Genomic DNA, 26,245 nt, shown 5'->3' with positions numbered 1-26,245 from the left:
CAAGGGTAAAAAGCTGGGCACTTTTTCAGATTTACTACTCATGACCCAGCTTTTTTTCTTTAGGCAGTGGTAACCTCACTTAACCGGATCTTAATATTTTCGCAGCTGCAACCATATTTCTTAAAGCGTCTTCTACCTCCGGCCAGTCTCTGGTCTTTAAGCCACAGTCCGGATTTACCCATAAACGTTGTTTGGGTATTTTTTGTGCCGCTTTAGTCATCAGCTGTTGAATCCACTGAATACTGGGCACATTTGGCGAATGAATATCATAAACTCCGGGTCCAATCTCATTCGGGTATTCAAACGCTTCAAAAGCATCCAGCAGTTCCATATCAGAGCGGGAAGTTTCTATGGTGATGACATCCGCATCCATGGCGGCAATATATTCAATAATGTCATTAAACTCGCTGTAACACATATGGGTATGGATTTGGGTTTCATCTTTAACGCCGCTGGCAGCAATGCGAAAGCTCTTCACCGCCCACTCCAGGTATGCAGGCCAGTCTGCTTTTCTCAACGGCAAGCCTTCCCGAATGGCTGGCTCATCAATCTGAATAATCCCAATACCCGCATTCTCCAGATCAACAACTTCATCTCTTAAGGCCAACGCTAACTGCAGACAGGACGTTTCCCTGCTGACATCATCTCTCGGAAATGACCAGCAAAGAATGGTTACCGGCCCGGTTAACATGCCTTTAACCGGCTGGCTGGTCTGCTCCTGGGCATAGCGGCTCCATGCAATGGTCATCGGCTCAGGGCGGCTAATGTCACCAATAATAATGGGGGGTTTTACACAGCGACTGCCATAACTCTGTACCCAGCCATTGGCAGTGAAGGCAAACCCTTCCAGCTGCTGGCCAAAGTACTCAACCATATCATTACGTTCTGCCTCGCCATGGACAAGAACATCCAAACCAAGCGACTCTTGCCTTTTAATAGTCTTGCGTATTTCCGCTTGCATCGCTTCGATATAAGACTGCTCATCCAGCTCCCCTTTGCGAAACTGTAAGCGCTTCTGTCGTATCTCCCGTGTCTGGGGAAAAGAGCCAATGGTGGTTGTAGGAAATTCAGGCTGATTCAGTTTTTCGTGCTGTAGCGTTGCCCTGACCGCATAAGGTGAGCGACGATGATCAATATCCCTGTCATCATTCAATAACGTCAACCGTTGTTCAACCGCTGAATTATGAACCCGCTGGGATTGTTGTCTGGCAGATACCGCTTTTTCGGCCTCGGAAATCAATGTCAACACCGCCGGATCCTGTGCCTGCTGCCCTCCGGATAAAACCCGACCAATCACGGATACTTCTTCACACTTCTGCCTGGCGAAGGCAAACCAGGATTTCAGCTCGTCATCAAGCTCGGTTTCCTGCTCCAGATCAACCGGAACATGCAGTAATGAGCAGCTTGGCGCTACCCACAGCCGATCACCCAGCCGCTCTTCTGCCTCCTTCAATTGCCGCACTATCTGCTGCAGGTCGGAGCGCCATATATTCCGACCATTAACAACACCCGCTGATAAAACCTTGTAGGCAGGCAGGCGATCAAGCAGTGCCGGTAACTGATCCGGATCCCGGACCAGATCAATATGCAGGCCATCCACCGGCAGATTAACGACCGTGGTCGTAGTACCATTGAGACCACCAAAGTAGCTGGCCAACAGAATTTTTACATGGCAACTTTGCAACCGGTTATATACCGATTCAAACGCCTGATGCCATTCCAGGGGAAGATCCAGAGCCAGAATGGGCTCATCAATCTGTACCCACTCCACATTCATTTCAGCCAGTCTGGCCAGAACTTTGCCATAAACCTCGACAACACTGTCAAGCAATTCCAGTCGGTCAAAAGACTCGCCCTTAACTTTACCAAGCCACAGCCAGGACAGCGGGCCAATCAGTACCGGTTTTGCCCTGAGGCCCTGTTCAATAGCCTCAGCAGTTTCATCCAGAATAGCGGTGTTAGACAGTTGGAACTTCTGGCCTTTGTGCAACTCCGGCACTATGTAATGGTAGTTAGTATCAAACCATTTAGTCATTTCACAGGCTGCTGCAGGTTCTCCGGTTGGCGCTCGACCACGGGCCATACGAAAAAGGGTATCAATATCACCAGGGTCCGCTTCCGAAAATCGCTCCGGCACCGCACCCAGCATCAAAGAGTGGCTCAGCACCTGGTCATACCAGGCAAAATCACCCGTCGGAATCAGATGAAGCCCTGATTCTTTCTGCAGCTGCCAGTGTCGCTTACGCAGGCGACGGCCTTCTTCCAAAAGCTCTGCCCTGGACAGGTCACCGCGCCAGTAACTTTCCTGAGCCTTCTTCAGCTCACGGTTAGCACCTATTCGGGGAAATCCAAGGTTATGGGTAGTGATCATGAAATAACTCCGGGCTGATCGTCAGACTTATTGTTTTCAGGATTGATCAAAGAGTAGTCATGATTCTGTTGGAGAGTTAGAATTGAATCAAACTCATTTTTCTAATAATAAAAATGAAAAAAACTAATAATGATGCTCTTGTGAACTGACTGTGAACTGACGACAGAAGAAAGGCAAATAATGACAAAGCAAAACCTGGGTCTTGAGTTACGTTACCTTAAAACATTGAAAGCCATTCACCAAAGCGGCAGCCTGGTAGAAGCCGCCAGCCGTTTACATCTCACCCAATCCGCTTTGTCCCATCAGTTGAAAGAGCTGGAGCATCGTATTGGGATGGAAGTGTTTATCCGTAAATCCCGGCCACCCCGGTTTACCACTGCCGGGTTAAATCTTCTGGAGCTGGCTGAAGAAGTGCTGCCAAGATTCAAGGCTACAGAACAACGCCTGATGAGATTGGCGGGCGGCAAAGCCGGACGGTTGCATATTGCCATTGAATGTCACAGTTGTTACCAGTGGCTAATGCCAACCATCACAGAGTACCGGCAACACTGGGCAGAAGTAGAAATGGATTTCTCCACCGCCTTTAATTTTGCCCCCTTACCAGCTCTTTCCCGGGGTGAACTTGATCTTGTGGTCACTTCTGACCCAGTGCCCATTGATGGCATCGAGTACATCCCCCTTTTTCGTTATGAGATGCTACTGGCCATTGCCAGAACACACCCATTAAAGGAACGAGAGTTTGTCACACCTCTTGACCTGCAACAGGAAGTACTGATCACCTACCCTGTTGAACAAGGTCGTCTGGCGGTCTTCTACGATTTTCTTGACCCGGCAGATATTGAGCCTGCTGATATCCGTACTGCTGAGTTAACATTGATGATGTTGCAGCTGGTTGCCAGCCAGAGAGGTGTTTCTGCACTGCCATGCTGGGCACTGGCGGAATATCTTGATAAAGAGCACGTTGCGGCAGTTCGACTTGGTAAAGAGGGGTTGTGGTCAACACTGTATGCAGCGATCAGAGCGGAACAAAAGGAGCAACCCTATATTGCCAGCTTTATTGCCTCAGCAAGAGAAACCTGTTTTGCAACCCTGAATGCGATAAAGCCAGCATAATCAGGTAACCACAGGGATCATAGTTTTAACCAGATGATCGGTCACTTCGGCAACTACAATTGAGTTACTCCCGGGAGGCTGACCAAACATCCATTAAAGTTCGTATTCCAGTCCCAGGCCAAGCCCCTCCGACTTGTTCAAATAATATGTCTGTAAAGCATTGCCATGGTGTTTCAGAGCATTCATGCGAGTCTTGCTGGTCGGGTGTACTGAAAGAAATATATTGACCACTTCTCGCAGACTTCCACTAAAAGCGATAGCCCTGTTCCAGACTCTGGAGCATTCTGAAGGATCATATCCCGCCAAGGCTGTCAGATAGATGCCTATTTCGTCAGCTTGAGTTTCACGATTCTGCAAAATTGAGTTGGCAAAGGGAATACTGGCCAGGGCCAGCTTATTCAGAAAAAGGACATCACTCAAACCCTGCCCCATGTGCTTTGCCAATACATGCCCCATTTCATGCCCCAGAAAACAGGCCATGCCAGCCTGATTTTTCACCAGAGGAAAAGAAGAATGATAAACCGCAATATTATAGCCACTGGTTGCAAAGGCATTGGGGACGCTACTATTCATGACTGTGATTGTCCAGTACTCGGCAGGGATATCAAAAACCTGCTCAGCAACAGCCTTTAAACGTTCGGCAACCGGGTCGAGAAATTCTGAGTATTTCTGTTTCAGCTCGTAGGATGTCTCTTCATGCAAAACCCGGTCCTTCAATTGTGCTAATTGGTAAAATCCCCAGCCAAGTGGCAGGTGAAGGTAATCGAAAGGAGTCTTTAAATACGTTCGGGATACCACGGAAAGAGTCCCCAGCGCAGCCCCGGTGAGGAATGCCTTGATCGTAAAATCAATAAAAAACGGGTTGGCACTGTTTGTTGTAATTGCCGATGCAAGACCAGACCAACTGACCCCGATCATTGAACCAACAATGCCACTGGCAACCGATGCAAGGCCATTAATTTCAAACTCTTCCTGCAGGCTTCTGTCAACAGCACGATGGAGTTTATTGATAACATCGTCTCGATTTAATGAATGAACGTCTTGATTCCCATGAGCACTGGAGACACAGGAAAGCAAGTAAATACATACAGTTAATGAGGTTATGGATAAGCACTTGACTCTGAAAAACACCTTCAATCCTCTAAAATGATTCGGCCTGCTATGGAGGTCTGACAAGAAAAATATAGTTTGGTTCCATCATTCTATTTAATCAGGGTTCGCCATTATCAATACCTATATGGAGCAGTTGCAGAGAGTGACTGCCCATTTAGTCAGAAATATATGATTCCTTTTGGCCAACTACCTACATCATTTTGTTCTAAAAAATTCTCTTGAATATGCACAAATAAAATTAAATTTCACCAGTCAGGGAACTTTTCACCAAATAAAACAACTAATTTATATCATTATTTGAATAAACTTCGCTAAAGGCATTCATTATGGATATTTCCACCACACCAATTACCCCCGATGCCAACATCCAACGACCTCTTGCAAAAAAGTTCCACGGACAAGCTGCAAAAAAGTTCCACGGACAAGCTGCAAAAAAGCTCCTCGGACAAGCCATGATAAATGGCCGGATAAAACCAGCAAAACCCTGTACATTCATGCTTAAAGAAGGTTCAGAGCCACAACAAGATGTAGAGCAGTCAAAGCCCAGATATATATCACCACAAGAGAGAACCGTAATTGAGTTTTCAAAATTTTGTTCAAGCGATTTTCATTCAACGGCCGACAGTAGAAGTAGCAAATTTCTGGATAAACCTTACCACGAGGATGCTGATATTGTAGTAACAGACTTTTGCACTGTAATGCGATTGTTCAGCCACACCCACGAAAGCCTTTTTCGTGAAATTACCGATACGATTGGCGTCACCTTTGATAATAAAGAAAACACCCAAACTCTGAAAGAATTAATTTATTTAGAAAAATACGATAATATCCCTAGTATTAACGCAGCACGAAATGCTATCCCCAGTAAAGTAAAAGCAGCTCCCCGTGCAGCAAACTCTGAAACAGGCCTCCTGAAATGCCAAAGTTCAGTTCAAAGAGTAACTCGCAGATTCCGGAAAGATCCCTTAGCGGAAACAACATCTCCAGTCAGAAGCCAGGGTAAATCACACTCAGAAGAAGAAGCGATCTCCCGGCCAATTAAGAAAAGAAAGGTATCTTGCCAAAAAAAATCTTCTAAAAATCACCCTAAAAGAACTAAGGCAAGATTAGATGCGGTTAAAGACACTATTAATGCCTGCCTGCAAGAGCCAACCTCAAAAAAAGATATTGAAATTACAATCGATCGTATATTTCGTCGAGGCAAACACTGGAAGAATCTGACATCTCTGAGAACCAGCCTGAGACGCTGGTTTTACGATCTTAATCCCTCTATGACCCAGGGCTTTAAAAAAGAAGAAATTAAACAGGCAGAAGAGGTTTTTGCCAAGCTTATGGGGGTCTATCCATCATCAGGAACAAAAACAAAAACAAAAACAAAAACCTAGGTCATCGTTAACCTTCGTTATTTGTCAAAAGTTGATGGCAAGTCGCTATTCCCTGGCTGCTGCGCTACTTCCATCCGCTGTTTGAACTGGTCAAGCCGTTAAGCGACAGAGAATACATACTTCCTGCAGACAGCGAGTAACGCTATGAAATTAAACAGTAATCAGAATTTTCATTATTTTCATTATGCCTGTTTCGTAATCGATAAGCTTCATTTTCGGCCTGCCAGTATTGTTGTCGATAAGGCTCATTCCCAGCCTGCCAGTTTTGTTGTCGATAAGGCTCATTTCCAGCCTGCCGGTTTTGCTGTCGATAAGGTGCATTTCCAGCCTGCCAGTTTTGCTGTTGATAAGGTTCATTTCCAGCCTGCCAGTTTTGCTGTTGATAAGGCTCATTTCCAGCCTGCCTGTTTTGCAGTCGATAAGGCTCATTTCCAGCCTGCCTGTTTTGCAGTCGATAAGGCTCATTTCCAGCCTGCCTGTTTTGCAGTCGATAAGCTTCATTTCGATATAAGTCATACTCCGCTGGCGATACGCTATAGCCACAGATCTCCTGATAATCCGCATGATCAAAGATGTGATTTTCATCAGCTTTATCAAACAGTGGGTCAATGGGCCCAAGCAAAGTAGACATAAGGTAGAAGCCTTCTGTAAAGGGAAAAGTTTCTCCCTGGTGCTCCTGCACTTCTCTCATTTCTGATTGAAAATCATCAACGACATGAACGTTTGGTTGCTCATCTGCCTCGTTCATCCACTTGACTGATGAATTTACATCAGTACAGGCAACCAGGCACACCGGACTCCTCTCAGCCTTTCTGTGTTTCAGTAATTCAAAAATTTGATCTTTAGAGCCTCCCTGATTTGGCTCACCATCATTAAATACATAGATAATACGGGGGGGAGATTGCCAAGAACGTTCAGACTCTTCTATGCTTTTTAACATAGCAGGATAAAGCGGGGTTGAAGGGAGTCTCTTAGCCATGAAAATACTGTCCAGACACCTCTTCATCTGCATCGCAACCTCTGCTGGCGTGCCGCCGGTATCAATTGGTGGGAATTCCTGAGTGAAACTTTGAATTTTTATTCCCATCACCGGAATATGGGCTAATAAATCGGCAACATGACTCAACCGATAGACCGCCTCTTCAAACCTGGACATTTTTACTCCGACCTCAGGATGTACCATGCCATCCTGGATATCCATTGACATGCTGTTATCAATAATAAAATGCAGCTCATAATTTTTCAGGGCGGCCAGTCGATAGGCCAGCCAGGTTGATCCGTTGATTGAACCACCGAGCACCTGCTGGATCGCATATTGCTGCTCAGGTGTAAATGCTCGCCGAAACTTTTCTATGGGAGAGGGAAACGAGGTGGTTATTGATGGTTGGGAGCCAAGCCCGGAAGGTTGGTCATCGGTTCCGGGGTATGGAGGCGGAGGATCCGAATATGGAGGAAGATCCGGATATAAAGAAGGAAGGTCCGGGTATAGTTGCGGGTGAACAGTGGCTGTTGATACAACACCTTGTGCCAGAGAATCAACGTTTCTTACGTGACCCGGGTTGGTATGCGGACGGTCATCGGGAGCATGTGACATATGTTGCCTATTGGGATCTTGTGAATTTAAGGAGTATCCAAAGTAATTCACTGGTGCTCGATGACCAGAACCAGTGGGTAATCGACATGCGTCTGATGAGGAAAGAGGCGGTTGTGATTGTGGATAGGTTACCTGCTGGTTATTAACAGGATTTGCTTGATGACCTTTCGTGTCCATAGCTAAAACCTCTGTATATTATTTTTTCTTTAGGCCATCAAAAATAGACAAAAAAATAAGAGAATAAAATTTCTGTTAAAGAAAATAAAAAATTTACAATTAACTTGAAATCAGACAAAACCCAATGCCCCCTCTGATTGCTAAACCAGAGAGGAGCAGCGTTTTTTTATGACTATAATGATACCGTCTCTTATCAAGGCATAGCAGCAGGGAAGTCCAGACCGGTCATTTCATCCAGTCCAAACATTATGTTCATATTCTGAACGGCCTGGCCTGCTGCCCCTTTGACCAGGTTATCAATAACAGACAATATCACCACCGTGTCCCCGCCCTGTGGACGATGGATCGCTATACGACACTGGTTACATCCACGAACCGACCGGGTTTCCGGGTGGCTACCCACCGGCATAACATCAACAAAGGGCTCATCGGCAAAGGTACTTTCATACAAGCCCTGAAGGTCAATACTATGGTCTTTGACGGTGCAATACAGCGTGGAGTGGATACCGCGAATCATTGGGGTCAAATGGGGAACGAATATCAGATCGCCGGTAAATGGCGATACACCCGTTTCTGGCATGCGCTCAATACCCTGGCGAATTTCCGGCAAATGACGATGACCGGCAACCCCATAGGCCTTGAAAGACTCGGAGGCTTCGCAGAGCAGAGTGCCCACATTGGCACCACGGCCGGCGCCGCTGACTCCCGATTTGGCATCAACAATGATATTGCCACTGACCAGCCCTGCCCTCACCAGGGGTAATAAACCCAGCTGCGTTGCCGTTGGGTAGCAGCCGGGATTGGCCACCAGCCGGGCGCTGGCAATATCGACACGGTTCATTTCTGGCAGGCCATAGACCGCTTCTGCCAATACCTCCGGGCAGGCGTGTTCAAGACCATACCACTGCTGCCACAGCGCTGAATCGCGCAAACGAAAGTCAGCCGCCAGATCAATCACCCGAACGTCGGCAGACAGTAATGTCGGCACAGACTCCATGGCAATACCATTGGGCGTAGCAAAGAACACCAGGTCACATGAGGTCAGCTGTTGGTTATCCGGACGCGAAAAGTTCAGATCAAGCTTTCCCCGTAACCCGGAAAAAAGTTCACTGACCGGCTTTCCCGCTTCAGAACGGGAGGTGATCATACGCAACTCAACATTTGGATGAACCGATAGCAACCGCAACAGCTCCGCTCCGGTATAGCCCGTTCCACCGACAATCCCCACTTTAATCATCTGCTGCTTCCGTTACGTCTGGATTATTGTTTGACCCGGCGATCTTACCAGAACTCTCCGGGATATCGTCGCTCCATTTCTGAAGGAGACTACTGAGTGTTTTTTAATGGCGTAATCAGATCATTCAACCCATTGACCTGAATCTCCAGAGTCAATGCCAGCAGTTTACCCAGCTCACCTTCCGGAAACCCTTTGCCGGCAAACCAGAGAAGATAGGGCTCTGGCAGGTCGATCAGCCTTCTGCCCTGATACTTCCCGAAAGGCATGGTCTGGTTGGCGATTTTGATCAGGTCTTCTTTTTCGAACATCCGGTTTTCTCAGGGCTAATTACAATAATAGGCGGATCAGCCATGGCACAAGAAGCGGCATATAGACAGCACACAGACACATTCCCAGGCTGGAATAGACTCCCATGGTCAGATCCAATTCAAAAGCCCGGGCCGTGCCACCTGCATGAGCGTTTACGCCCATGGCAAAGCCAATGGCCCTTGGATCAGTCACGCCAAACTTGCGACACAGTGCCGGCCCCACCAGCGATCCATAAACGCCGGAAATAATGACCACCGCCGCCACCAGGGGAATAATAGCGCCATACTGTTCGCCCATCACCAGGGCAACCGCTGTGGTTACGGCCTTGGTAGAAATGGATAACACCACGTCTCTTGAGCCGCCGGCTGCCAGAGCCATCCCCATACCCATAAACGCCGCCAGCAATCCACCGATCAGTAATGTACACAGAAGAGGTCCCGCTAACTGACGTAGAGTGTGCAGCTGTCGTGAAAGAGGAACCGCCAGTGCTACCGTAAATGGTGCCAGCAACATCTTCAGCAACTCGCTGTGCCTGGTATACAGATCGGGCTCAAGTGGAGAACAGCGAATCATCAGGAAAACCAGCAGGCTGGTGATAAACAGCGGGTGAAACCACCCTTTGCGCCCCATACGATTAAACAACTTTTCCGCCAGCAGGTAAGCGCCCAGATTGATCAACAAAATGGCAACCGGGTTGTTCATTTGCCGCTGTAGTAGTCCGTAAGAGAAACTGATCACCTCATCCATGATGATTCTCTCCGCTGCCGCTGGCAAAGCGTTTCAGCAGCCATTGCAGAAGAACAGCCGTTAACACCAGGGAAACAGGGGTCGCCACCAACATGGCCAGGGCGATAGGCAGCCATTGCTGCAAGAGCAGGTCACTCAGGAAGAAAATACCAACACAGCCCGGGATAAACAGCACGGCCAGGTAACGGATACAGAACTGGCTCACCTTATCCAGCGACTCACTGACACCGCCTGACAACTGAAGATAAATAACCAGAAGTATCAACCCCATCACAGAGCCCGGAACCGCAAGACTGAATGCGTCGCTTAATACATCACCCAGCACGGTAAAAAACAGCAAAATGACAATGCCTGACAGTGTTCCTGATGACATCGCTCGATCTCTCCTGAAGCAGCTATATGTACAAAAACTGTTCAATCATACCTGAAAAGTAAAAACACTGTTTTAACAGGTAGAGTGACGCAATGACAATCCGGTAAACTGCACACTACATACGTCAACCGACGTTGTTTAATTCCGGCATAAGCGATTACTGAAGCCCATAACCCTGAAAAAGTCATATTTTCACCCCCATGCCAGAAAACAAAATCACTCGATAACCGCTCAGCAACGGAACAACATTACCCAGGCGGCGTCTATGTTCAACAACCCCTCGATACAGAATTTAAGGCTGCGTCTGGCACAATCGGAAGCGCTGCCACAACTGACCCTGATGGCACTGATGACCGGACTGCTGGCCGGAGGCTTTCTTATCGCCTTTGAGGATTTGCTTTTTTACTTTGGCGTTGTTTCTCAGCGTGCCCTGATACCTGAACAGGTATTTACAACGCTGGCATCGGTGGAAGGTGGTTATGAAGCTCTCCCTCCCCTGGTTCGCTTCCTGTCACCTATCGGGGGAGCCATTGCCCTGATCCTGTTAATCAAGCGCTGTCCCCCCGGGCAAAGGAGCTTTGGCATTGCCCATGTGATCGAGCGCTTGACCCTGAACAGGGGCTGGTTACCCATTACCGGCACCATCACACAGTTCTTGACGGCACTGATTGCCCTGGTCAGCGGCTTCTCGGTGGGGCGTGAAGGGCCTGCGGTACATATGGGCGCAGGGGCAGGCAGCTTTCTGGGCCAGGTGCTGAAACTGCCTGCCAACACTCTGGGAGTACTGGCGGGTTGTGGTACTGCCGCAGCCATTGCCGCACTGTTCAATACGCCCATGGCCGGGGTGATCTTTGCCATGGAAGTGGTTATGAAAGAGTATTCACTGGAAAGCTTTATTCCGGTCATGGCATCCGCTGTGGTGGCTTCCGTTCTGACCCAAACGGTTTACGGCCCTAACCCGGCTTTTCAGATCCCGATCATTCCTTCTGCCGTACCCGAAGACTTGGTGGTGACGGCAATCACTGCGGTCATTATTGGCCTTCTTGCCGCAGCGTTTATTCAAATTAATATCTTTGCCATGCAAAAGCGCCAGAATAAGGTCGTATTGCCACTGTTAATCGCAGGGCTTCTAATGGGCGTAGTCGCCGTTCTGGTCCCAGCAGCCATGGGCATTGGCTATGACACTATTGAAGCCCTGCTGAATGGCGACGAGGTCAATCTGCAGTTTCTCTTTATCCTGCTGGCGGCCAAGCTGGTGATTACGCCATTGGTCATCGGTCTGGGCGTTCCCGGAGGAATGATCGGACCATCGTTGATGATAGGAGCCGCAGTCGGTGCCTGCTGTGCTATACTGGCTAAGCAGTTTCCGGGGGTTTCTACCAATATCACCTTTCATGTCATCACCGGGATGATCGCCATGATGGCGGCGATCTTTCAGGCTCCGTTGACGGCCCTGATTACCGTGCTGGAGCTGACCCACAGTTCCCAGATTATTCTGCCAGCCATGCTGGCTATCGTGATTGCCTGTCTGACCTCCAGCCAGATCTGTGGACAACAGAGTATCTTTGCCATGCAGTTCCTGGTTCGTGGACAGAGTATTCAGCTTTCCCCGATGACCCAGTTGTTGAATCGAACAGGGGTGGCGGGTTTGATGGATAGACAGCTGGTGACATTATCGTCAGAGCCTGCACCAAATGAGCTCAAGAAGATAAACGGCACAAGCAGTCATTGGGTCGTCTTGGGCGATCAACAATCAGGGCAAATTATCAGAACTAAAGACTTGCTTGAATGTCAAAAGAGAGGGGAGGATATAACCAGTCAGATAAGAGACAACGTTGTTATACAGACACTGCCCATTGATATGCAGTCTACCTTATATGAAGCTCGTGAAACCATGCTTGATAAAGGTCTCGATGTATTGCTGGTCATGGAAAAGAACGGGCGAAAAAAAGTAGAGATATGCAACGCTGTTGGTGTTATTACTCTGCAATCAATTGAGCGTTTTCTCAGTAACGCACAGTAGTTGCATTAATGACTAATGATGATGCTTGAGACATTCAGCCAGCAAGAATATTGGATAGATTCACGTCTATCTGGGGCAAATGAGCCATTTTATAAACGATTAGAAAACGAGAAGATCAATAAAAAGGTGTAACCGATGGATGCCAACCAGTTGGGAGCAACCTCAAACATTAGCGCTCTGCCAGGAACGCCAAGTCAAGATAATACCACTGAGCCTTCTGCCAGGCCGGGTTTCATGGGGCGTGCAGTCAAGGGCTTTCGTAACTCTTTCAGGCGAACCATAAAAGCGCCCGATATTTCAGCAACGACATCAACGCCTGCCTCAGCCAGAAAACGAAGTCGACCCGAACTTTATTCAGCACTCTCTATTGATGTACAGGGCATTTCGGCTGAAGCACTGATCAGGGCTAAAGTTAAAGCGTTAGCTACTGGCCAGATAACCGTTACTGATTTCATGTCATGGTATGAGCCTGAGCAAAGAACCGCCGTTTCCCCGGCAGCTCTTTACACTAATTTCGATAAAATAAAAAAACAGCTGGCGAAATTAATGCAGTTACCAGAAGCAACCAACCTCTCACAAGACAAGCTTGCGCTTTTAAACGGACAAGCAGAAGAAAAAAACGCTCAGGATTTTGAAGAACTGCTCAACATACCTAAGAAAATGCCAGACATCGACGAAAAACAAAAGGTCATTTTAGAATCAATCCATCAAATCTTTCATGAAATAAAAACCATCCATGACTGTTTACCAGAAGAAGCAGATTCGCCAATTCAACATGATTCAGGTTGGTGGCCATCATTTGATGAGCAACGTGAAGAAGACAGCCCGGAAGTACCCGGTTCTCCATGCTTCAGACTGTTGAGCAGCCCGGAGCTTACTCTTCAGTTACATGAGCATCCAAATACCTATAAAACAATCACCTCCGAACTGACACAGTTAATGGAAGAGTGCGAAACCAGAATTTTAACGGGGGGCAGAGTTCGCCCAAAAGGTTTTTCCAGGGAAGAGTGCAGGCGCTTTTTTTTCGCCTGTTGTGTCTGGGAATCGGACGACATTCAATTGATCAACCCGTTACAAAAAGTTAAACCTCAGAAACAGGCAATAACACAGCTGGCAACGCTGATATGCGACCACTTTATGGAAGAAAGCCTGAACAACAGGACATCTCACTCCTGGCTTACCACCCGTCAAGATAAATATAGAGCAGAAGCCAAACTGGCCAGAGGCCGTTGTGTCCTGGAAGAACAAAAAACTGACCCCACATTACTGCAAAACATCATCGGCAGGCCTCAGGGGCTCCGGGAGGATCTCAGGCTTCTCTGCGACAAAATCTCCGAGTTGATGATCAGCAGACCAGAGTTAATGAGCAGCAGGAAAGATATCAGAAAAAAACTGGTCAAACTCAAAACAGAATCAGAAATATTCCTGGCCGATAGAATTCGGAATAAAGACTTACTGGCAACAAATGACTTCGTCATCTCATGTTATCACGGTTTACGGGCAGCTCTTCGAGATATCCCAAACCCTCCATGGTGGTCGAAAAACTGGCCATACCTGTACGCTGATTATATGAAAGCAAGCAGTGAGGAAAAAAAGTAACGGCTATAAATCCACAGTCCCAAAAGTGCTAAATCAGGAAATTCAAAGCATGCAACTTGATTTACTTTTCTAACCTGTAAGAATGCTTACAAATTCAATAACAATCGGGTTTAACCATGCTTTGGGTAACAGCTTTTCACATTATCGCCATGACCTGCTGGTTTGCAGCTCTCTTTTACCTGCCGAGGCTGTTCGTCTATCACTCCATGAGTGAAGACCAGATCAGTAAAGATCGCTTTGTCATCATGGAAAGAAAGCTGATGCGCGGCATCGCCACCCCCTCCATGATTGCCACCCTGACTCTTGGCCTGTGGCTGTTACACTACATCCCCAGCTACATCAGTGCCCCCTGGATGCATGCAAAACTGACCCTGGTAGCTCTGACCGTGGGCTATCACCATATGTGTGCCCGCTATATGAAGCAACTGGCCAACGGCACCAGTACCCACAGCCACACATTTTTCAGAGTTTTCAATGAAATTCCTGTAGTCTTCCTTGTGGGTATTGTCATTCTGGTGGTTGTTAAGCCCTTTTAGGAGGCTGACCATCTGGAGCATAAAATCCAAGGAAACCCGCTGCTCCTTTACGATTTTTATACTCTCTGGGGTTAACCACAAAAAAGCCTCAGTCTCCACCATGCCCGCCGATAACCTGTCTCAGGACATATTTCAGGACAGGCCGCCATGGATGACTCATTCTATAAACTGGTTTTCGAAGGAGAAATACTGCCAGGCTTTAAGGAAAGAAAGGTTCGAAAAAACCTGAAAGAGCTCCTGAATGCCGACAAGGCAGAACTGAAAAGTCTATTCTCAGGAAAGCCGGTTATTATTCGCAAGAATCTGACCGCCAGTGAAATCCGTCCTTATGAAAGAGCCATGATGAAGGCAGGAGCCCATTGCCGGATTCTCTCTATGACCAATAATGAAGAACTGCCCCAAACGCCACCGGAAACCATCACGGAGAAGGAGCAGAAACAACCGGCCGAATCATCCGGGAAGTTTCAACTGCTCCCCAGAATGGGAAGAGTGCGATTTATCGCCTCCCTCTGGGTGATTGCGCTGCTGGTCGTCTGCGCCTGCTGGGTTCCGGGGCTTTTAACCCCTCTCCTGACGCCTTTCTACCCACCGTTGGAGTCACTGCACCTGACACTGGGCCTGATGACTATTGCCTGCCTCTTTATGCTGGCCATGGCAGCCAGAAGGCTTCATGATTTTGACCGCAGTGGCTGGAAGAGCCTGCTGTTAGTGGTCCCGGGCATCAACCTTCTGTTTCTGTTATGGCTGACCTTTTCTTCAGGTACTGAAAATACCAACCGGTTTGGGCCAACTCCCTATTCCGCCGGAAGAATTGCCCAGGTTTTTGGCCTGTGGATTCCATTACTGGCCCTGATTGCCGCAGGAAGCTATGGCTGGCTTTACCAGAATGAGCTGCAGCAGCTGGCTGCCAATGTTCCGGAGATGATCGATCAGCTGGTTCTTCCGGCACTGGAACAAAACCTCTGATATTATCTGACACATTGGAGAACAATTAACCACAGCCTTGTTACGATATACGCATCAATACGCAGTCCACCGACACAGGTCAATGGTTATAATATTTTCATACCGCTTCTCTACTTTATACAAGCCATGATCATCCGGGAGGTTGCCCGGGAATAGACCGTTCTGCTGCAGTGACAGCACATGAGTTCAGACATTCGTTTTTTCCGGTAAATAGCACCACTATTCACCATACAAAAACAATGTTTCCTCCTCAATGTTCTGCCATCTCCATTACGGATATTATTCCCGGGGAGTCTTTGTGTGATTGGTTCCGGCCGTGGCGTTTGACGATATTCGTGACAATACGCTTACATTAAAAGCATTACACGGGCATTTTTGGAAACTGCGCGGTCATTTTCACAGGTAATAGATTCTATGAGCAAAGACAGCGTTCTGGTTATCAACTGTGGCAGTTCTTCCCTGAAGTTCGCAGTCATCAACCCGAAAACCGAAGAGGAAAGCATCAGCGGCATTGCTGAATGCCTCGTGGGCAACGAAGCCTCCATCACCTGGAAACTGAACGGCGAGAAGCAAACCCTGAATCTTGGCGCTGCTGGCCACGAAGGTGCTATCGAAGCACTGGTGGGCATTCTCCGTGAGAACAACCTGATGGAACACATCGAAGCCATCGGTCACCGTATTGTTCACGGTGGTGAGAAGTTCACCCAATCCACCCTGATCACTGATGAAGTGATCCAGGGCATCGAAGACTGCAGCCACCTGGCACCTCTGCACAACTCTGCTCACCTGCTGGGTATCCGTGCCTGCATAAAATACTTCCCGGAGCTGCCACAGTCCGTAGTATTTGACACAGCATTCCACCAGACCATGCCAGCAGAAAGCTACCTGTACGCAGTTCCTTACAACCTGTACGAAGAGCACGGTCTGCGTCGTTATGGCATGCACGGCACCAGCTACCGTTATGTCAGCAAAACCGCTGCCGACATGCTGGGTCTGGACCTGGACAACAGTGCTATCCTGGTTGCGCACCTGGGTAACGGTGCCAGTGCCTGTGCGATCAAAAACGGTAAATCCGTTGATACCACCATGGGCCTGACGCCGCTGGAAGGGCTGGTAATGGGTACCCGTTCCGGTGATATTGACCCGAACGTATTCAGCTTCCTGAACAAGCAGTGCGGCTACTCCCTGGACGAGATCATCGACCTCCTGAACAAAAAATCCGGCATGCTGGGTCTGTCTGGATTGGACAACGATTGTCGTGTTCTTGAAAATGCCGCAGCAGAAGGTCATGAGCGTGCCCAGCTCACTCTGGACATCTTCTGCCACGTTCTGGCCAAAAAACTGGCCGGTTTTGCTGCCGAGCTGGGCCGCATTGATGCACTGGTATTCACTGGCGGTATCGGTGAGAACTCCAGCACGATTCGTAAGAATGTAATAGAGCGTCTGTCCATCTTCGGCTTTGAGGTTGATGGACAGGCCAACGAAGAGACCTTCCGTGGCAAGAGCGGTGTTATCACCAAACCCGGTTCAACCATAGCCATGGTTGTCGCGACCAATGAAGAGCTGATGATTGCCCGTGATACCGAAGCACTGATTGCTGGCTAAACTGGTTGTCTGGATGTAAGCAACAGGAGGTTTCACCTCCTGTTTTTATATCAGTATTTCATGAGAAGGATTTGTCCGGATATGCGTACATTTTTCCTGGCACCAACACGTTATGGTGTTGGCCTGACCTCCGTTACCCTGGGCCTGGTTCGAGCACTCGATAATCTCGGTCTCAGAGTCAAGTTCTTCAAGCCTATTGCCCAGTTGCATGTAGGCGACACTGGACCAGAGCGTTCCACCAAACTGGTTCAGCGCATCATGGACCATGAGCCACCTACCCCCATTGCCTCCCATCGTGCTGAAGACCTGCTTGGTGACAACAAGGGCGATGTCCTGATGGAAGAGATCGTAGCCCTGTTTGAACAGGCTTCTCAGGACTGTGACGTGATGGTGGTAGAAGGTCTGGTTCCGACCCGGGAAATGCCCTACGCCAATCGCCTGAACAGCAACATTGCCAAAACCATTAATGCTGACATCATTCTGGTGTCTGAGCCCGGTAATGACTCTCTGGCAGACCTGGCCGACAAACTGGAAATCGCTGCCGACAGCTTTGGTGGCATCAAGAACCCGAATGTTGTCGGTTATGCCCTGAATAAACTGACGCCGGAAGCGGTTGCCAGTCTGAATAAAGATGGCCATTTCCAGAGTCTGCCAGAATTTGCCCGCAAGCCATTCCAGCCACTGGGCTATATTCCGTTTGACAATAACCTGGCTTCACCAAGAACCATGGATATTGCCGAGCACCTGAAAGCAGACATCATCAATGCCGGTGAGATGGATACCCGTCGGGTGACTTCTTACACCCTGAGTGCCAGAACGCCCACCAATATGATTCATCACCTGAAGCCAGGTAATCTGGTGATTACTCCGGGCGACCGTGATGACATCATTCTGGCCACCTGTATGGCGGCCCTGAACGGTGTTCCCCTGGCAGGTCTTCTGCTGACCAGTGGTATCACGCCCTCCAAACCTGTGATGGAACTGTGCAGCAAGGCCATTGGTACAGGTCTTCCTGTCATGATGACCGGAGAAGACTCTTACACCACGGCAACCATGTTGGATCGTCGCCATAACGAACTGCCGGTTGACGACGCTGCTCGTGTTGAACTGGTCATGGACACCATCGCGGCCAACCTGAACACCGGGTGGCTTAAGCAACAATGTTCTGCCCTGGCAGAGCGCAGACTCTCCCCTCCTGCCTTCCGTTACCAGCTGGTGCAGAGAGCCCAGGGTGCCAATAAGCGTATTGTTCTGCCAGAAGGCGATGAGCCACGCACTATTCAGGCTGCCGTTATCTGTCAGGAGCGTGGTATCGCCCAATGTATCCTTCTCGGGCAGCGCAGCGTTATTGAACAGGTCGCTAAAGACAACGGCATCACCCTGCCGGATGGCCTGATCATCATGGAACCTGATAGCATCCGCGCCCGTTATGTTGACCCGATGGTCGAGCTGCGCAAGAACAAAGGCCTTACCGCCCCGATGGCGGAAGCTCAGCTGGAAGATACCGTAGTCCTCGGTACCATGATGCTGGCTCTGAACGAGGTAGATGGTCTGGTTTCTGGTGCAGTACACACCACCGCCAACACCATCCGTCCGGCATTCCAGCTGGTCAAGACGAAGAAAGATGCTGGCGGGCTGGTCTCCTCCGTCTTCTTCATGCTGCTGCCTGACCAGGTTCTGGTATACGGCGACTGTGCCGTTAATCCAAACCCGGATGCAGAACAGCTGGCCAATATCGCCATTCAGAGCGCCGACTCAGCCACTGCGTTCGGTATTGAGCCACGTATTGCGATGATCAGTTACAGCACTGGAACCTCTGGCATCGGTGCCGATGTCGAGAAGGTGCGCGAGGCAACTGAAATCGTTAAAGCCAAACGCCCTGACCTGATTATCGATGGTCCTCTGCAGTACGATGCGGCCTCCGTTGAGTCGGTAGCCCAGAGCAAGGCTCCCGGCAGTAACGTTGCGGGTCGTGCGACCGTGTTTATCTTCCCGGATCTCAACACAGGTAACACTACCTACAAAGCGGTACAGCGCAGTGCGGACGTTATCAGTGTCGGTCCAATGCTTCAGGGTCTTAACAAGCCAGTGAATGACCTTTCCCGTGGTGCACTGGTCGACGATATCGTTTACACCATTGCCCTGACTGCTATTCAGGCTGAAAACGACTAAGTTCGTTTAATTGTTCCCATAAAAAACCGGACAGAAATGTCCGGTTTTTTTATGGCTGTCAGTAAACGGTCATATTTCCCTTTTATGCTTGTATCGTAACTGGCCTGATTCATGCTGCTCTTTTTATAAAAAGTCAGATAGGGTAGTTTGAAAAGAGGTGCTTTTGTTACGTATTTGTCCGTCAAAAAACGACAGTGCACCTTGATTTAAGTATTCATTGTCAATAAACCAACACGGAGGCCGATAACTCTATCCTATGCCCAAAGAGAAAAATGCAACGAACGGCACAGGAAGTGCCAGGAGAAAGAGTATGTCCAGTAAAAACTATACCTTAAGCGCCAAAACTCTTGTATCTACGTCCATCATCACCTGCCCGGACTGTCTTCACCATGCGGTTGAAACCATGCCTCAGGATGCCTGTGTTTACCTTTACGAATGCAGAAACTGCCAGAAACTGATTACCCCACAGGAAGGCGATTGCTGTGTTTTCTGTTCACACGGAAATCAACCCTGCCCTACATCACAACGGGATAGAAAAGCCTACGCTGAAATGACGCCCCACGGTGAAGAAGTGGCTGAAAGCGTCTCTGCCTCAGGTTTATGACCCCAATAGCCCGTACTATGCCAAATTGACGATCCCGTCTTTTAACAGCCCGAGGTTTTGGAGTGTCTGCTTACTGTATGGGCAGCACCTCTTTACTTCCGGGAGCCCGCCTGGCGTAACTGTACATTGCCAAAGGCGAAAGGGTAAAAAAGCTGTCATCTGTCATCAATCAAAACGCCCTGCTGCCGCTATTAACAGAAGTAATTCTGAAAAAGTACCCGGTAGCAATGAAAGTCAGAAAAACCCTGATTTTTCCCCTTGAACATCAACACTGTGATAATTTAACCAGACATTCGCTGCTTTATCGTGCAGCCAACTGGCTGGAAACCACTATGCGGGCTTTACAGGAACAGCGTGAAGAGAAGCAACTTACTGAGCAGTCGGAGCAACAGAAACCGGCCTTCCCACTCTCAAGGCAGTACCCGTTCAGGCGCTGCCTGATAAGAACCCGGTTTTTTATGCCCATAAGAGGACGACTGCCAGTGTGCACCCATCTGCAGCGCCCCGGACCTCACCATTGGTAACCAATCCCCATTTTGATTCGGCTGTCGACATTCCGGGTCTTATCAACCGGGTCACTGTCGTAATCAACAATATGCGTCAGATTCCAGGTAATGCGATCAGTCAGTCCAATATTTAACCCCTGATTGACATTAACCAGCGTCGTAGACTGTTTTAGCCGGAAGAACGTTCTGCTGTTGGCAAAATATTCCCAGTTGTTAATGAGCCGTGTTCGGTAGTTAAAGATCCAGGTCAAGGCATAATCCCGCTGCGATTCATTGGCAATATAATCCTCCCAGAGCTGACTGATACCCCCACTGGTTTTCAGCGCCCTTTCAGCGGTTTCCCAAAAACGATAGCCCAAGGCACCGCCCACTGATGTACGTGTTCTCAGATCTTCTTCCGAGTCATATTCCTGCTCTGCCGCTCCCTGCACAAACCAGTGCTCATCCAGGTAACGGCTGTATGAGTAGCCAACCTGCCACTCGGAGCTTTCAACGCCGTCATCATCTTCCACTTCAATATCCCAGTAAAAAGCATTTTTATTCCACTGGTCATCAATATTGAGCTTGCCTTCAACACCAACCAACAACTCATCATCGTTGCCGGACTTGCTGTCCAGCGTGGCAACAAGCTTACCTCCCAGCGCCCAGGTATCAGCAATCACCGGCTTTTCAATATGGATAGCGGCAACCGGCCATACTGCTGAGAAAGAGCGCTTTCGACCACTCTCATCAATAACCGCAACGCCTGTCTGCTGGCCTTCAAACCGCCGCAATCTGGCCTTCTCTTCACCAATCAGGCTAACCCAGAATGTTTTATCCGAGTCCAGGGCCGTGACATAGCGCCAGTCCAACTCAATAGTACCTGCATACTTTGTTTGTAGACTCAGCTTGCCAGAATCCAGCTTGACAATATCGCCAGACAGCACATCACCATTGTTCATCCAGACGGTATCAGCCCATGTCATACTGATAGAAAACAGACACAATATTCCCAGCAACCCGGATAGAAGGCTCCTTTGGAGCAACATAAAAGGATTTCTCCCGGACAGATTATCCACCTGTAAAATTCATAAATACGACAGAATCCACAATTTCCTTTCCCATTCCAAACTTTTCAAATATCCTGAAATCTATTATTTATGGTCGGTCTTATGATGAAGAGTATCATGGCGATCATCATAGAAAGTATCGTGGAGAACCAACATTGACCGCCCCCTTTACTCCTTCGGAAATATGGTACCTGATCAGCAGGATTCCGAAAGGCTGTGTGGTAACCTATGGCCAACTGGCAGATATGGCAGGAGCCCCCGGTTATGCGCGTGTTGTGGGTAATATCCTGAAACAGTTGCCCGCCGGGACCGACCTTCCCTGGCACCGGGTTATTAACGGCAAAGGTCAGATTTCATTCCCTGATGGGTCGAGTCGATACAGCCAGCAAAAACAGCGTTTGGAGCAGGAGGGAGTGACCATCTCATCCGGAAAAATCAACCTGAAAGCGCATCAATGGCATGGAGAGTAAATACATGGATGGAGCGCCGGAAGATATTGCCCTGGCCGTCGAAATTATTCGCCAATTGGAAAATCTGAATTACCCTGAAGAAAATATTCTCAAGGCGATGGTTCATATCTGTCAGGATACTCTGAACAAACTGCCCAACGATGAAACCCGGGAGTTTTGGCGGCAGAGACTGATTGCCGAACTCATGGACACATCAAACGACAAGCCTGCTGAACCCCATTAACAGGATGTTGCAAAAGGCTGAAAAGCATTTTGCAACACACTCTGAATTTTTGCCGCAGGAATAGCTATCCTCTTCAGGATGCAGCCCTCACCAGGTTTTAGGAATTGTCCCTGAACAACTTCCTCTTTTTCGCCACGGAGGCACGGAGTCACAGAGGAAAAGATTTTTTCTTTTCTCCGTGCCTCCGTGACTCCGTGGCAAGGTTTTTTCTTTACTGGGCAACATCGGATGTAGAAGTTATTTCAGGACAGTTCCTTAGGAGGCTGTCCGAGAATAGCGCCCGTAGCGAGGACGGCAGAAAATTGAGGATAAAAATTCGGTTTTGTGAGGTGAATAGCGGGGCTATTTGCCGAACAAAAGCGGATTTTTAGACCAATTTGCTGTCGCCGCAGTAGGGCAGTCTATTCTCGGACAGCCTCCTTAGTTACCCGCCTGATGACGTTCCAGCAAACGTCCTACATACGACACTAGCCATAAAACCGGCAGCCCCAGCAACGCTGAACCAATAAAGAATACCGGATAATCCAGGGAATCCACAAAGGTGCCTGAATAACCGGCCAGCAGCTTGGGCAGCAACGTCATCAGGGAGCTGAAAATAGCGTACTGCATGGCCGTAAAGGCCCGGTTGGTCAGGCTGGATAAAAAGGCAATAAACGCGGCGGACGACATGCCACCACTGAGATTATCTGCCGCAATCACCAGGCTTAAATAGAGGCTGGATGGTTCAAGATTGGCCAGAAACGCAAACAGCACATTCGACAATGCCGCCAGCAATGCACCTACCCAGAGAATTCGCAACACACCGAAGCGAATAGCCAACACTCCGCCCAAAAAGCCACCGGCAATGGTCATGATCAGGCCAAAGGTTTTGGTGATGGTGGCGATTTGCTCTTTGGTATAGCCCATATCGTTGTAGAACACATTGGTTATCGTGCCCATAACAATATCAGCAATACGGTAGGTCCCTACCAATAGCAGTATATAGATAGCTACTTTGCCATAACGGTCAAAGAAGTCAGCAAAGGGTGCGACGTAAGTCTCCTTCACCATTGCTCTTGGCGCAAGATGAGCTTTCACCAGCAACCAGGCGGTAACCCCTGATGCAGCTACACTAATTGCAAATCGTCCGGCACCGGCCAGAAAAGCAGCGATGGGCGCAGACAACCCGGTATCCACCAAAAAGGTTTTCAGAGCACCAAAAGCATCAGCCAGCTGAGTAAAAGAGATGGCAAATACGGTTGCCGCCAGGGCAAAGAGCAACAGAAAACGCAGATAATCAACGGTACTGTGCGACGACTCGGAAGTACGATCAACATCCGGCTCAGCAACCATCAGCGTGGTAACAACCCCAATCAGCATAAACACGGCCATACAGCGATAGGCCCAGGCCCAGGCCAAATAGTCGTAGTTGCCTTCGTCCGTCATGGTAAACCAGCTGGCCAGTGCCAGGGTACCAGCCCCGGCCACCAGCATACCAACTCGATATCCGGCAATGTAAGCAGAGGACATCATGGCCTGCAGGTCATCATCCGCCGCTTCTATTCGATAGGCATCAATAACGATATCCTGTGTGGCCGAGGAAAAGCCAAGCATTACCGCACCACAGGCTATCCAGAACAGACCATCAGCAGGGTTATGGGCTGCCATAAACAACAGTGCGGCAATAACCGAGGCCTGGGATAACAATAACCATGACCGGCGACGCCCAAGCAGACCGTGCAAAACCGGCAATGGAATGCGGTCAACCAGCGGTGCCCAGACAAACTTGAAGGAATAACCTAACGCTGCCCAGCTGAAAAAAGTGACGGCACTGCGTTCTACCCCAGCCTCACGAAGCCAGAGGGAAAGGCTACTGAAAATCAACAGAATGGGCAGGCCTGCTGAAAAACCTAGAAAAAGAAGTGCAATCACCCGACGATTAAAAAAGCTTTTACAGGCGTCACCCCAATTCTTCGAAGAATCTGCTGCCAGCCCCATGCAATATGCTCCATCGCAAATATGAAATTTTACAGCGCCATGCTTCTTGAAATAAAAATTCTATTTTAAAAAAGAAGATATCAGCTTAACCGGGAAATAAAAAACCGTTTCCACCATCCAATGAAAACGGTTTTCTGTGTCACAAGCAGTCAATCAATCTCTGAAATTATTGTACTGCAGCGGCATGTCCAAATCGGCTTCCCGTAAAAAGGCAATCACAGTCTGCAAATCGTCCCTTTTCTTGCCGGTCACCCGAACCTGATCGCCCTGGATGGCGGCCTGAACTTTCAGCTTGGCATCCTTGATCATTTTCACGATCTTTTTGGACACATCCTTATCCAGCCCCTGCCGAACCACCACTTCCTGCTTGACCTGTTTGCCAGAACCGTAGTGGTCTTTTACTTCAAGGCATTTAACATCAATACCCCGTTTGACCATCTTGGTTTTCAGCATTTCTACCATTTGAACCAGCTGAAAGTCGGCATCGGTGGTCATAACAATCTGTTTTTCACCACTTTTCTCAAAGCTGGCAGCAACACCCCGAAAGTCAAAGCGGGTAGTCAGTTCACGATTTGCCTGGTCGACAGCGTTGGCCAGCTCATGCATATCCACTTCAGAGACAATGTCAAATGAAGGCATAGCGAATGATCTCCTTGAGAAATCGAAAGAAACAATTAACAACTATTGTATCCATGATTGTATTGGAAAGACCATGGAGAAAATCAATACACCAGCGACAAGGTTCAGGTGAATATGCAGGATCAGATTCTTTTGACGGAAACTACTGATCTTTGCCCTTAAGCCTGAAGCCAATTTTTACCGTCACCTGCCAATGGGCAATTTTGCCATCCTCGATATGGCCACGCTGTTCCACCACTTCAAACCAACCCATATGCTCCAGGGTCATGCCAGCGGCAGCGATGGCATTTTGAATAGCATCATCACTACTGACCGTTGAACTGCCTACCAGTTCAGTCATTTTATAGGTATGACTCATTGTCTATCTCCCACTCTTGTTTAGAAAAGCTGTAAAACACCAGCTGTTTGAGTATAGGCAGCAAATGGTAGACTCGGCGTATCTTCATTCGCTGATGGACTTTAGAGATTAATGGACAATGATCCCTGGTATATTTTGGGCGCAGGCAGCATCGGTTGCCTTTGGGCCGCCAGCCTTTGCCATAAGGGGGAAAGCCCCCGCCTGATCCTGAGAGAAAGCAGCTATCAGCAATTTGACCAGAAACGCATTCCACTCAAGTTGTTAACGCCAGAGCAGATCTCCCGGTTTGCTGTGGATATTGTCTCGCCTGAAACGATCCACAGCCCAATCAACCGGCTGATTGTCTGTACCAAGGCACAGGATTCATTGTCCGCACTGAACAGCGTAAAGCCACATCTGGCGGATAACTGCCGAATACTGTTGCTGCAAAATGGCATGGGGGGCCAGCAGGCCATCAGGGACGCTTTACCAACACAAGCGATTTGGGCAGGTTCCAGTACCGATGGTGCTTATCTGTCAGCCCCCTTTGAGGTACGTCACGCTGGCCAGGGTCAGACCTGGATTGGCCCCCTCAGCAGTCATCAACAATCCGGACAAGGCTTTTATGACCTTTGCAACAATTTCAGATTAAAGGTCAGCCAGTGCGATCCCATTGAGCAGAAGTTATGGGAAAAGCTGGCCATTAACAGTTGTATCAATGGCCTCACGGCATTGTTCGACTGCCGTAATGGCGAGCTGCTGGATAATGGCGAAAAGCAGGTCTGGCTGGATCAACTAATTACCGAGACCAGCGAGGTTCTGGCTGCGCTGGGGATGCCTGCCAACGCACTCAAAGAGAGCGTTTACGGTGTCTGCCAGATCACCGCCAGCAACCTATCATCAACCTGTCAGGACGCACGAAAGGGAAGAGCCACGGAACTCTCCTTTATTAACGGTTTTCTGATCCAACAGGCCAATTCCCTGGGAGTCACCGTCAACAGCCATCACCAACTGATGGACCAGTTAAATGCTACAGGCGTCAAAACAGGGCAGCCTGCAACGGCTTCTTCTTTGTGTATATAATCCTCGCCAAAGAACACCTGCAACCTCCGGAATGACC

General features: G+C 48.7%; 25 protein-coding genes. 14 read left to right on the top strand and 11 right to left on the bottom strand.

The genetic code is table 11. From position 1 onward, the window contains the following. Positions 1 to 79: 79 nt before the first annotated feature. Positions 80 to 2,371 carry a 5-methyltetrahydropteroyltriglutamate--homocysteine S-methyltransferase gene (gene metE, locus J7438_RS03820; protein ID WP_209275505.1) on the bottom strand — a complete coding sequence of 764 codons (2,292 nt, stop codon included), beginning with the start codon at positions 2,369 to 2,371 and terminating at the stop codon, positions 80 to 82. A gap of 180 nt (positions 2,372 to 2,551) precedes the next feature. Here metE and J7438_RS03815 point away from each other — a divergent pair, with 180 nt between their 5' ends. Further along, positions 2,552 to 3,484, top strand: coding sequence for a LysR family transcriptional regulator (locus tag J7438_RS03815; protein WP_209275504.1), 933 nt, complete (start codon positions 2,552 to 2,554; stop codon positions 3,482 to 3,484). A gap of 93 nt (positions 3,485 to 3,577) precedes the next feature. Here the strand turns inward: J7438_RS03815 and J7438_RS03810 are convergent, their stop codons facing one another. Continuing rightward, on the bottom strand, positions 3,578 to 4,561 hold the full coding sequence (locus tag J7438_RS03810) for a M48 family metalloprotease (RefSeq protein ID WP_209275503.1): 984 nt from the start codon (positions 4,559 to 4,561) through the stop codon (positions 3,578 to 3,580). A gap of 362 nt (positions 4,562 to 4,923) precedes the next feature. Between J7438_RS03810 and J7438_RS03805 the strand changes: the two genes are divergently transcribed. Next, on the top strand, positions 4,924 to 5,982 hold the full coding sequence (locus J7438_RS03805) for a hypothetical protein (protein ID WP_209275502.1): 1,059 nt from the start codon (positions 4,924 to 4,926) through the stop codon (positions 5,980 to 5,982). A gap of 142 nt (positions 5,983 to 6,124) precedes the next feature. On the opposite strand, the gene J7438_RS03800 is transcribed toward J7438_RS03805, so the two are convergent. Then, positions 6,125 to 7,282, bottom strand: a complete 1,158-nt coding sequence (locus J7438_RS03800) for a hypothetical protein (RefSeq protein WP_209275501.1) — start codon at positions 7,280 to 7,282, stop codon at positions 6,125 to 6,127. 80 nt (positions 7,283 to 7,362) lie between these two features. On the opposite strand from J7438_RS03800, the gene J7438_RS03795 reads away from it, so the two are divergent. Beyond that, the gene (locus J7438_RS03795; RefSeq protein ID WP_209275500.1) at positions 7,363 to 7,722 is read left to right on the top strand and encodes a hypothetical protein; all 360 of its coding nucleotides are present in this window, start codon (positions 7,363 to 7,365) and stop codon (positions 7,720 to 7,722) included. Positions 7,723 to 7,946: 224 nt separating this feature from the next. On the opposite strand, the gene argC is transcribed toward J7438_RS03795, so the two are convergent. The 4 genes from argC to J7438_RS03775 all read right to left on the bottom strand — a co-directional run bounded on the left by argC (position 7,947) and on the right by J7438_RS03775 (position 10,419). Further along, positions 7,947 to 8,990, bottom strand: coding sequence for an N-acetyl-gamma-glutamyl-phosphate reductase (argC, locus tag J7438_RS03790; RefSeq protein ID WP_209275499.1), 1,044 nt, complete (start codon positions 8,988 to 8,990; stop codon positions 7,947 to 7,949). A gap of 89 nt (positions 8,991 to 9,079) precedes the next feature. Further along, positions 9,080 to 9,298, bottom strand: coding sequence for a DUF3820 family protein (locus J7438_RS03785; RefSeq protein WP_209201549.1), 219 nt, complete (start codon positions 9,296 to 9,298; stop codon positions 9,080 to 9,082). Positions 9,299 to 9,317: 19 nt separating this feature from the next. Continuing rightward, positions 9,318 to 10,046: an LrgB family protein gene (locus J7438_RS03780; RefSeq protein ID WP_209275498.1), complete on the bottom strand. Its 729-nt coding sequence runs from the start codon at positions 10,044 to 10,046 to the stop codon at positions 9,318 to 9,320. Continuing rightward, positions 10,039 to 10,419, bottom strand: a complete 381-nt coding sequence (locus J7438_RS03775) for a CidA/LrgA family protein (protein WP_209201551.1) — start codon at positions 10,417 to 10,419, stop codon at positions 10,039 to 10,041. The genes J7438_RS03780 and J7438_RS03775 overlap by 8 nt, the downstream gene beginning before the upstream one ends. A 265-nt stretch (positions 10,420 to 10,684) precedes the next feature. Between J7438_RS03775 and J7438_RS03770 the strand changes: the two genes are divergently transcribed. The 8 genes from J7438_RS03770 (at position 10,685) to J7438_RS03735 (ending at position 20,448) form a co-directional block, all read left to right on the top strand. Next, positions 10,685 to 12,442, top strand: coding sequence for a chloride channel protein (locus J7438_RS03770; RefSeq protein WP_209275497.1), 1,758 nt, complete (start codon positions 10,685 to 10,687; stop codon positions 12,440 to 12,442). A 546-nt stretch (positions 12,443 to 12,988) separates the two neighbouring features. Further along, the gene (locus J7438_RS03765) at positions 12,989 to 14,041 is read left to right on the top strand and encodes a hypothetical protein (protein ID WP_209275496.1); all 1,053 of its coding nucleotides are present in this window, start codon (positions 12,989 to 12,991) and stop codon (positions 14,039 to 14,041) included. Positions 14,042 to 14,157: 116 nt separating this feature from the next. Then, positions 14,158 to 14,577: a protoporphyrinogen oxidase HemJ gene (gene hemJ, locus J7438_RS03760; protein WP_209275495.1), complete on the top strand. Its 420-nt coding sequence runs from the start codon at positions 14,158 to 14,160 to the stop codon at positions 14,575 to 14,577. 147 nt (positions 14,578 to 14,724) lie between these two features. Beyond that, a complete protein-coding gene (locus J7438_RS03755) occupies positions 14,725 to 15,543 on the top strand; it encodes a DUF805 domain-containing protein (protein WP_209275494.1) in 819 nt (272 codons plus the stop codon). 414 nt (positions 15,544 to 15,957) lie between these two features. After that, the gene (locus tag J7438_RS03750) at positions 15,958 to 17,148 is read left to right on the top strand and encodes an acetate kinase (protein ID WP_209275493.1); all 1,191 of its coding nucleotides are present in this window, start codon (positions 15,958 to 15,960) and stop codon (positions 17,146 to 17,148) included. 81 nt (positions 17,149 to 17,229) lie between these two features. Beyond that, the gene (gene pta / locus J7438_RS03745) at positions 17,230 to 19,320 is read left to right on the top strand and encodes a phosphate acetyltransferase (RefSeq protein WP_209201557.1); all 2,091 of its coding nucleotides are present in this window, start codon (positions 17,230 to 17,232) and stop codon (positions 19,318 to 19,320) included. 310 nt (positions 19,321 to 19,630) lie between these two features. After that, positions 19,631 to 19,924, top strand: a complete 294-nt coding sequence (locus J7438_RS03740) for a GDCCVxC domain-containing (seleno)protein (RefSeq protein ID WP_286196386.1) — start codon at positions 19,631 to 19,633, stop codon at positions 19,922 to 19,924. 227 nt (positions 19,925 to 20,151) lie between these two features. After that, positions 20,152 to 20,448 (top strand): hypothetical protein, encoded by a 297-nt coding sequence (locus tag J7438_RS03735; protein WP_209201558.1) that lies wholly within the window; start codon positions 20,152 to 20,154, stop codon positions 20,446 to 20,448. Here J7438_RS03735 and J7438_RS03730 read toward each other — a convergent pair. Further along, positions 20,436 to 21,488, bottom strand: coding sequence for a DUF481 domain-containing protein (locus tag J7438_RS03730; RefSeq protein WP_209275492.1), 1,053 nt, complete (start codon positions 21,486 to 21,488; stop codon positions 20,436 to 20,438). The genes J7438_RS03735 and J7438_RS03730 overlap by 13 nt on opposite strands. Before the next feature lie 146 nt (positions 21,489 to 21,634). Here J7438_RS03730 and J7438_RS03725 point away from each other — a divergent pair, with 146 nt between their 5' ends. Both J7438_RS03725 and J7438_RS03720 read left to right on the top strand, forming a co-directional pair. After that, a complete protein-coding gene (locus J7438_RS03725) occupies positions 21,635 to 21,949 on the top strand; it encodes an MGMT family protein (RefSeq protein ID WP_209201560.1) in 315 nt (104 codons plus the stop codon). After that, complete coding sequence (locus J7438_RS03720) at positions 21,939 to 22,172, top strand: hypothetical protein (RefSeq protein WP_209201561.1); 234 nt, start codon at positions 21,939 to 21,941, stop codon at positions 22,170 to 22,172. Before J7438_RS03725 ends, J7438_RS03720 begins: the two co-directional genes overlap by 11 nt. Positions 22,173 to 22,592: 420 nt before the next feature. Here J7438_RS03720 and J7438_RS03715 read toward each other — a convergent pair whose 3' ends face one another. From J7438_RS03715 to J7438_RS03705, 3 genes are all read right to left on the bottom strand, one after another. Continuing rightward, complete coding sequence (locus J7438_RS03715) at positions 22,593 to 24,149, bottom strand: AmpG family muropeptide MFS transporter (RefSeq protein ID WP_209275491.1); 1,557 nt, start codon at positions 24,147 to 24,149, stop codon at positions 22,593 to 22,595. Between the two features lie 153 nt (positions 24,150 to 24,302). Beyond that, positions 24,303 to 24,788, bottom strand: coding sequence for a YajQ family cyclic di-GMP-binding protein (locus J7438_RS03710; protein ID WP_209201563.1), 486 nt, complete (start codon positions 24,786 to 24,788; stop codon positions 24,303 to 24,305). A 142-nt stretch (positions 24,789 to 24,930) separates the two neighbouring features. Further along, positions 24,931 to 25,146 carry a dodecin gene (locus J7438_RS03705; RefSeq protein ID WP_101748417.1) on the bottom strand — a complete coding sequence of 72 codons (216 nt, stop codon included), beginning with the start codon at positions 25,144 to 25,146 and terminating at the stop codon, positions 24,931 to 24,933. A 111-nt stretch (positions 25,147 to 25,257) separates the two neighbouring features. Here J7438_RS03705 and J7438_RS03700 point away from each other — a divergent pair, with 111 nt between their 5' ends. After that, positions 25,258 to 26,208, top strand: coding sequence for a ketopantoate reductase family protein (locus tag J7438_RS03700; protein WP_209275490.1), 951 nt, complete (start codon positions 25,258 to 25,260; stop codon positions 26,206 to 26,208). The last annotated feature ends 37 nt before the right edge of the window (positions 26,209 to 26,245 follow it).

The organism is Thalassotalea sp. G20_0 (assembly GCF_017744175.1).
In the GTDB taxonomy this organism is placed as follows: domain Bacteria; phylum Pseudomonadota; class Gammaproteobacteria; order Pseudomonadales; family Endozoicomonadaceae; genus Endozoicomonas.
Note: the sequence above shows the minus strand (reverse complement) of the source record. Positions and strands in the feature narration are given on the sequence as shown.